This window comes from Methylobacterium sp. 2A (assembly GCF_009806555.1).
Taxonomy (GTDB): domain Bacteria; phylum Pseudomonadota; class Alphaproteobacteria; order Rhizobiales; family Beijerinckiaceae; genus Methylobacterium.
The window spans coordinates 1-7698 of sequence record NZ_VUOK01000028.1; the positions used below are offsets into that span (position 1 = coordinate 1).

Annotated in this window: 3 protein-coding genes and 1 tRNA gene; 2 read left to right on the plus strand and 2 right to left on the minus strand. The window is 70.9% G+C overall.

Annotation, left to right across the window (positions count from 1 at the left end; translation table 11 throughout):
- Positions 1-112 precede the first annotated feature (112 nt).
- Both hsdR and FVE89_RS14540 read right to left on the minus strand, forming a co-directional pair.
- Positions 113-3499, minus strand: a complete 3387-nt coding sequence (hsdR, locus tag FVE89_RS14535; RefSeq protein WP_160534651.1) for a type I restriction-modification system endonuclease — start codon at positions 3497-3499, stop codon at positions 113-115.
- Positions 3500-3882: 383 nt separating this feature from the next.
- Positions 3883-3959, minus strand: a tRNA-His gene (locus FVE89_RS14540).
- Positions 3960-4200: 241 nt separating this feature from the next.
- On the opposite strand from FVE89_RS14540, the gene FVE89_RS14545 reads away from it, so the two are divergent.
- Entirely contained in the window at positions 4201-6156 is a 1956-nt protein-coding gene (locus FVE89_RS14545) for a chloride channel protein (protein ID WP_160534652.1), read from the plus strand.
- Between the two features lie 103 nt (positions 6157-6259).
- Positions 6260-7351 carry a tartrate dehydrogenase gene (locus FVE89_RS14550; RefSeq protein ID WP_160534653.1) on the plus strand — a complete coding sequence of 364 codons (1092 nt, stop codon included), beginning with the start codon at positions 6260-6262 and terminating at the stop codon, positions 7349-7351.
- Positions 7352-7698 lie beyond the last annotated feature (347 nt).

Sequence of the window (7698 nt, forward strand, 5' to 3'; positions counted from 1 at the left end):
CCGCAGACCCCACTCCGCACTCGGTGGACAACCGCCAACAAGCAGGCTCACCAAGGACAACCTCCTTGGAAACGACAGCTAGGTCGCCCGCGCAACGCCGAGCCAAAAAGAATCAGGCGGCGGGGGCCGGCCAGATCGCCTCGTTGAGGTCGGCGAGCACCTCGCCGAGCCGGCTGTCGAAGGCCTTGTCGGCCTCGCGGAAGCCGCCTCGGCGCTTCAGGGCCGGGGCCTCGTCGAGGAGGTCGCGATCGCCCACGGGGGTGTCGCGCAGGGTGTTGCCAATGAGGCGCAGCCATTCCCGCTGCTTCGGCGTCCAGGGCCGGGCCGCCAGCATCCGCGTCACCGCGTTGTCCACCCGGGTCGCGTAGGGCACGAGCGGGTCGCCCAGCGCCGCCTGCCGGACATAGCCGATGATGTGGGCGGCGATGTCGGCGTTGCGGCTGCGTCCGTAGGCGCGGCGCAGGGCAGCTTCGGCAAAGCCGGCCTCGTCGAGGGCCTTCGCCACGGCTTTCAGCTCCCGCCGGGTCAGCTCGCGCGGCCGCTGCGTGGCGGCAATCAGGCCCGGCAGCGCGTTGCCGGGCCCGGTCACGAAGCGCACGAAGGCGGTGATGTAATCCTCCGGATCCGTGACGCCCCCGTACACCTCCTCGACGCCGAGGAGCGTATCCTCGCCTGGGAAGACGATCGTCGGGTCGCGGGGCCGGTCCGTCGGCGCGGCATCGAGCAGTCGGACGGACGGCGCCGCTGCGTCGAAGGCCGCCGCTACCGCTTTCGGGTCGGCGGTCTTGGCCCAGTCCGCGAACGCCTCGGGCGTTCGGCCTAGTGTCTCGGCGAGGGCGGATCGCTCCGGTGCCGTCAGGCGCTTGGCCCGGGCGCGCAGCTTGGCCACGATCTGATCGCGGACATAGGCGCGGTCCTCGTCGTGGGGCGCCCGGGCGAGGTCGCGCAGGAGGTCGGCGAAGGAGAGTTTCGGGTCGACCACCACCGGGCGCATCTCGGTGAGCGCCTTGAGGTTCGACACGAGATCGACGGCGTCGAACACGCGGAAGGCGTCCTTGCCGATCTCCGGGCACAGGCGGGTCGCGCGGCCGATCATCTGGTCGTAGAGGACCCGGCTGTTGACCCGGCGCACGAACACGAGGTCGTTCACCTTGGGGATGTCGATGCCGGTGGTGAGGAGATCGACGGTCACCGCGTAGCGCGGGCGCGGATCGTTGCGAAAGCGGCGGATCAGCTCGGACGGGCGGTCCACGTCGCCGGTGATGCGCATCACGAGGTCGTGCGGCTGGTCGCCGTGGATCTCCAGGGCCTTGCGCAACTCGTCCACAAGCACGTCGGCGTGGTCGCGGTTGACGGCGAAGATCAGCGCCTTGCCCGGCCGGTCCGGCGGGATCTCGGCGGCGATGGCCTCGGCTACCACCCGATTGAAGTCTCGGGTGAGCACCCGGCGGTTGAACTGCTCCACCTCGAAGTCCACCGCGTCCGGCGTCTCGAACAGGTCGATCTGGCCGGTGGTGGGCTCGATCACCTCGACGATCGCGCCCGCATCGAGGTGGATGCCCTCGGTGTTGAGCTTGGTCAGGATGCGCCGGACGGGCGCCTGATCCACGAGGTATCCGTCGAGCACGGCCTGGCGGTAGCCGTAGTGGAAGGCCGGGGCGCCGAAGATCTGCGTCGTGTGCAGAGCCGGTGTCGCGGTAAGGGCGACCTTCACGGCATCGAAATGGTCGAGCACCCGGCGGTAGCGCGAGAGGTAGGCCTCCGTGTCGCGGAAGGCGAGATCACCCGCCCGCATCTCCGCGTCGAGGGTGTAGCCGCGGTGCGCCTCATCGACGACGATCAGATCGTAGAGACCCGGCGAGGGGCGGTCGCCCTCCTCGTCGAGCACCCGGCGGGCGAGGGACTGCACGGTGCAGACGTGGACGCGGTCCTGCGCCTCCGGCAGACGCTTGGCCAGGCCCGCGACGTTGTAGGCCTGGGCAAACTTGAGAAAGCCCTCGACCTCGACATTGGCCAACGCGGTTTCGGTCTGCTCGCCCAGCGCCGTGCGGTCGACGAGGAACAGGATGCGCCGGAAGCGCTTGGCGTGGAGCAGCCGGTACATCAGCGCGATGCAGGTCAGCGTCTTGCCGGTGCCGGTGGCCATCGCCACGAGGATCTCGCGCCGGCCCGCCGCGATGGCGGCTTCGACAGCGGCTACGGCCTCGCGCTGATACGGACGCAGGCCCGGCACCTCGGCGGGATCGTCCGCGAAGCCGGAGGCGGTCACGGCCTGTTCGAGGCGCTCGGTCAGGTCGCGCGGCGTGAACCAATCGGGGAGCGCAACCGCTCGGTTCGTGGGCAGCCGTGCGTCCCACGCCCAGATGCCGGAGCGCGTCTCGAGCTGCCGCATGTAGGGTCGGCCGTTGGTCGCGAAGGCGAAGGGGACGCGGTAGGCCTCGTCGAGGCCGTGGGCGTAGGGCGCGTCTATCGCCAGCGCTTCGGCCGGCAGCCGGATCGTCCGCGCGTAGCGCTTGGCCTGCTCCAGCGCCGCCGGGATGGCGTCTGCGGACCGTTTGGCCTCGATCACGCCGACGCAGGCCCCGTCCACGAACAGGGCGTAGTCCACCGGGCCGGACTCGGTCGGCCACTCGGCGATCGCCAGGGCGCGCCGCCGCTCCGGCCGCGTCCCCAGGGCGTATCGGAGCCGGCCGGACTCGGCCTCCCAGCCGGCCGCGGTGAGCTGGGCGTCGATCAGAGCGCGGGTGTCGGCCTCGTCGATGGCGATGCGCTCGGCGGCCCCGACGGCGGCGGCCGCAACCGCGGCTTGCTCCCTCGGAGCCGGATCGGCGTTCCGCGCCTGGAGGGCTCGCAGCTCCGCTTCCACGCGCCCGCGATCCGCCTCGATCTCGGCCGCGAGCTGCTCCCAGGCCAAGCGCTCCGCTGATTCCCGGGCGGCGCGTTCGAGCGCGGTCTCGCTCGCCCGCCGGGCCTCCTCGGCTTCCCGCGCCGAACGCGCGACCGCATCCTCCTGGGCCGCGAGCTGTTCGCGCAGGAGAGCGATTTGGGCCGTGAGATCCGCACTCGCATCGCGCGGCGGCTCCGGCGGCAGGAACGGGCTCGGGACGTACCGGGGAGCGGGCGTGAACGTGCGGTGGAACCAGACGCCGAGTTCGCGGGCCAGCTTCAGCGCCGAGAGCGCCTGAGCAGCGCTGCCGCGATCCTCGTGAGCTGCGACGTTTCCGAGCCGGCGCAGATGGTGAAAGACGTCGGCCGCCTTGTCGGGTAGCAGGCGGGTCCGCTGCAGGCGCATCAACATGTCGGCGAAGCCCTCGCCGGGCACGGTGAGGGCGCCCTGCTTCGCGGCGACGAGCCGCGTCAGCACCTCTGCGAACTGGCGGACCTTCACGATGGTGGTGGGCGGATCGATATGCAGCGACCACTCGGCGAGTGCACCGAGGCGGGCCAGCTGCGGATCAACGGGATCCAAGAAGGCGAAGTTGGGTGAGGCCGCGAGCATCGCCTTGGCGTCGACCGATCCGAGGGTTCGGACTTTGCCGTGAATTTCTTCTAGGTCAATCTCGGCTTTGAGCGGACGCTATGATCGTAGCATCCTGCTCAGGCGCCGCATTTGGCTCAGAGCGGCCGTGAGCGTGCGGAGCGCACCCGCCTGCCGGGCAGAAGGCGAGATCAGCCAGCGTTCATGCCAATCTACGGAAACCCTGTCCGAGAACACGGGGTCGCTCGGGGCTGCGGCGAATAACCTGGTTGGCCACCAACACCAGCGAAGCCCGCTGGGCGCTGCTTGCTGTGCGCTTACCACAGCCCTCGGCCGGTAAGCAGACACCTGACGACGAGGGGGCGGTCGATCGACCAACCCCTTCGTCAGGTTCAAGAATTCGATGGTACCACCGCCCCGGCTCGAACGGGGGACCCCCAGATCCACAATCTGGTGCTCTAACCAACTGAGCTACGGCGGCACTGGCGGGGGGTGTATCGTGGGCCGCGGCAGTTTTCAAGCGAGGTGCGCGGTCTTTGCAGCATCGGCTCACATGAGGTCGGCGAAGGCGGGACGCATCCGGCTCCGGGCGCCCACGCGGACGCAGCGCCGGCGTCCACTTCGGCGCCGGGCGCTCTATAAGTGGGGCCATCGGGCCGGACCCTCGGTGCGGCGGCCGGGGCGGACCGGGGTGAACGGACGGCGGGGTGAACGGACGGACCGTGAGCGCGCGACAGCCAGCGGCGGCCCAGAGTGGCAACAGGGGCGGGAAAACGGGCGGGGACCGCAGCACGGCCGACCGGCCGATCGACGCATCGGCCCGGATCGCGGCCGGTCCGCAGGCGCGCGCCCGGCGCCGCTGGGTCGGCGTCGGGATCGTCCAGGCGCCGGGGCGGCTGCGCAGCCTCGTCCGCCGCAGCGAGGGCGGCCTCGTCGCGCTCGCAACCCTGGTGGGCTGCGTCGCCGGAATCGCCGTCTCGGCCATGAACTGGGCTACGCAGCACCTGCGCGAGCTGCTCTTCCTCCTGCCGCCCGGGATGCGGCTCAGCGCGGCCGATGCCGTTTCACCGGTGCTCCTGCTCGTCGGGCCCTGCCTCGGCGGTGCGCTGCTCGGGCTGGTGATCGTCGCGGCAGGCTTCATCCGCGGCCCGCGCAAGCGCCCCGCCATCGATCCGATCGAGGCCAACGCCCTGCATGGCGGGCGGATGTCGCTGCGCGACAGCCTCTACCTCGCCCTCCAGAACGTCGTCTCGAACGGCAGCGGCGCCTCGGTGGGGCTGGAAGCCGGCTACACGCAGCTCGCCTCCGGGCTCGCCTCCCGGCTCGGCATCGCCTTCGAGGTCCGCCGGAGCGACCTGCGGACGCTCGTCGGCTGCGGCGCCGCCGGGGCGATCGCGGCCGGGTTCGGCGCGCCGCTTGCCGGGGCCTTCTACGCCTTCGAGCTGATCATCGGCACCTATTCCATCGCCACCTTGACGCCGGTGGTGGTGGCCGCGCTCTGCGGCAACCTGATCGCGCAGCAGCTGATCGCGACGCAGCCGCTGGTCGATTTCGGCGACGTCCAGGCGATCACCACCTCGCACGTCACCAGCATGGAGATCCTGCCGAGCCTCGCCCTGGGGCTTTTTTGCGCGGGCCTCGGCATCCTGATCATGCGCGGGGTCACCCTGGTGGAACGGCTGGTCCAGGCCTCCGGGGTCCCGCGGGTGGCGGCCCCGGCCTTCGGGGGGCTGTGCGTCGGCGCGCTGGCGCTGCTGGCGACGCCGCAGGTGCTCTCGGGCGGGCACGGCGCCCTGCACCTGCACTTCGCCGCCGAGGGGCAGGGACACGGAATCGCGGCGCTGGCCGGGCTGTTCGCCGCCAAGGCCACGGCCTCGGCGATCTCGATCGGCTCCGGCTTCCGGGGCGGCCTGTTCTTCGCCTCGCTGTTCCTCGGCGCCATCGCGGGCAAGCTGTTCGCCGCCGCGGCGCCCCTGCTGGTGCCGGCGCTGGCGGGCTTCGGCCTCACGCCGCTCGCCTACGCGGTGATCGGCATGAGCGCGCTGGCGGTGGCGGTGATCGGCGGGCCGCTGACCATGACGTTCCTGACGCTCGAGATCACCGGCAGCCTGCCGATCACCGGGCTGGTGCTCGCCGCGGTGATCGCGTCCTCGCTCACCGTGCGCAAGACCTTCGGCTATTCCTTCGCGACCTGGCGCTTCCATCTGCGCGGCGAGAGCATCCGCAGCCCGCACGATATCGGCTGGATCCGCTCGCTCACCGTCGGCCGCCTGATGCGCCGGGACATGAATACGGTGCCGGTCGAGACGCCGCTGGCCACCTTCCTGCGCGCCCACCCCCTCGGCTCGCCCTCCCGGGTGATCGTGGTCGATGGGGCCGGCCGCTATGCCGGGATCGTGAACGTCCCCGAGGCGCACGCCGCCGCGCGGGATTCCGCCGCCGCGGCGCAGCCGGTGCTCGCCGACCTGCTGCTCCACACCGGCGACTTCCTCACCCCGGGCATGAACGCCAAGGACGCCGCCGCCGCCTTCGACCGCACCGAGAGCGAGGCGCTCGCGGTGGTCGACGGGCCCGAGACTCGGAAGGTGCTGGGCCTGCTCACCGAGAGCCACACGCTCAAGCGCTACAGCGAGGAGCTCGACCGCCAGCGCCGGGCCATGGCGGGGGAAATCGACTGATTGTCAGGCCGGGGTGTTGACCCGATACCGGCGCGGACCAATCACCTGACGCCGACGGCCCGGGCTCCGCGAGGGCCCGCGCGCCGAAACCCGTGGAGGATTCATGCCCGGTCCAGAGACGAACCCGCAGCGCCGCTACCGCATCGCGGTGATCCCGGGCGACGGCATCGGCAAGGAGGTGGTGCCCGAGGGCGTGCGCGTGCTGGAGCAGGCGGCCAAGCGCCACGGCTTCTCGCTCCAACTCGACTGGTTCGATTTCGCGAGCTGCGACTACTACGAGCAGCACGGCCGGATGATGCCGGAGGATTGGAAGGCGCAGATCGAGACGCATGACGCGATCTATTTCGGCGCCGTGGGCATGCCGGAGCGCGTGCCGGACCACATCTCGCTGTGGGGCTCGCTGATCCTGTTCCGGCGGGAATTCGATCAGTACGCGAATCTGCGCCCGGTCCGGCTGATGCCCGGGGTGAAGTGCCCGCTCGCCGACCGCAAGCCCGGCGACATCGACTTCTGGGTGGTCCGCGAGAACACCGAGGGCGAGTATTCGAACGCGGGCGGACGGATGTTCGCCGGCACCGACCGTGAATTCGCCCTGCAGGAGACGATCATGACCCGTCACGGGACCGACCGGATCCTCAAGTTCGCCTTCGAGCTGGCCCAGAAGCGCCCGAAGAAGCACCTGACCTCGGCCACGAAGTCGAACGGCATCTCGATCACCATGCCGTACTGGGACGAGCGGGTGAAGGCGGTGGCCGAGGCCTACCCGGACGTCCGGTGGGACCAATACCACATCGACATCCTGACCGCGCATTTCGTGCTGAACCCGGACCGGTTCGACGTCGTGGTGGCCTCGAACCTGTTCGGCGACATCCTGTCGGATCTGGGTCCGGCCTGCACGGGCACGATAGGCATCGCGCCGTCCGGCAACATCAATCCGGAGCGGGTGCATCCGTCGGTGTTCGAGCCGGTCCACGGCTCGGCGCCCGACATCGCCGGGCAGGGGATCGCCAACCCGATCGGCCAGATCTGGTCGGGGGCGATGATGCTGGAGCATCTCGGCGAGCACGCGGCGGCGGCCGAGATCGTCGGCGGGATCGAGCGGGTGCTGTCCGAGCGGACGCTGCGCACCCGCGACCTCGGCGGCCATGCCGATACGCAGGCCTGCGGCAAGGCGGTGGCGCAGGCGCTGGGGTAAAAGGCGGGGCGCCCTCCCTCTCCCCGCTTGCGGGAAGCGGAGGCGAAGCCGCAGCGGCGGTGAGGGGGCGATTCAGGAGGAGTCTCGTCCGGAATCGCCCCCTCACCTCCGGCTGCCGCCTCGCTCCGGCGACGACAGGGTCGCCGGAGCCCTCTCCCCGCACGCGGGGAGCGGGGATCCATATTCTGTTCGCATGGCCCGCCTCACCGCGGGCGGCGGCGCACGTTCACCACGTTGCTCGCCGGCTCGGCCTTGCCGGACTCGGCCGGCAGGGTATCGAGCGCCATCTTGACGATGGCCTTCGCGTCGAGCCCGGCCTCGGCGTACATCTTCTCCGGGCTGTCCTG

Coding starts and splice junctions, on each gene's coding strand:
- hsdR (WP_160534651.1), bottom strand. CDS start 3,499: ATGCTCGCGGCCTCACCCAACTTCGCCTTCTTGGATCCCGTTGATCCG.
- FVE89_RS14550 (WP_160534653.1), top strand. CDS start 6,260: ATGCCCGGTCCAGAGACGAACCCGCAGCGCCGCTACCGCATCGCGGTG.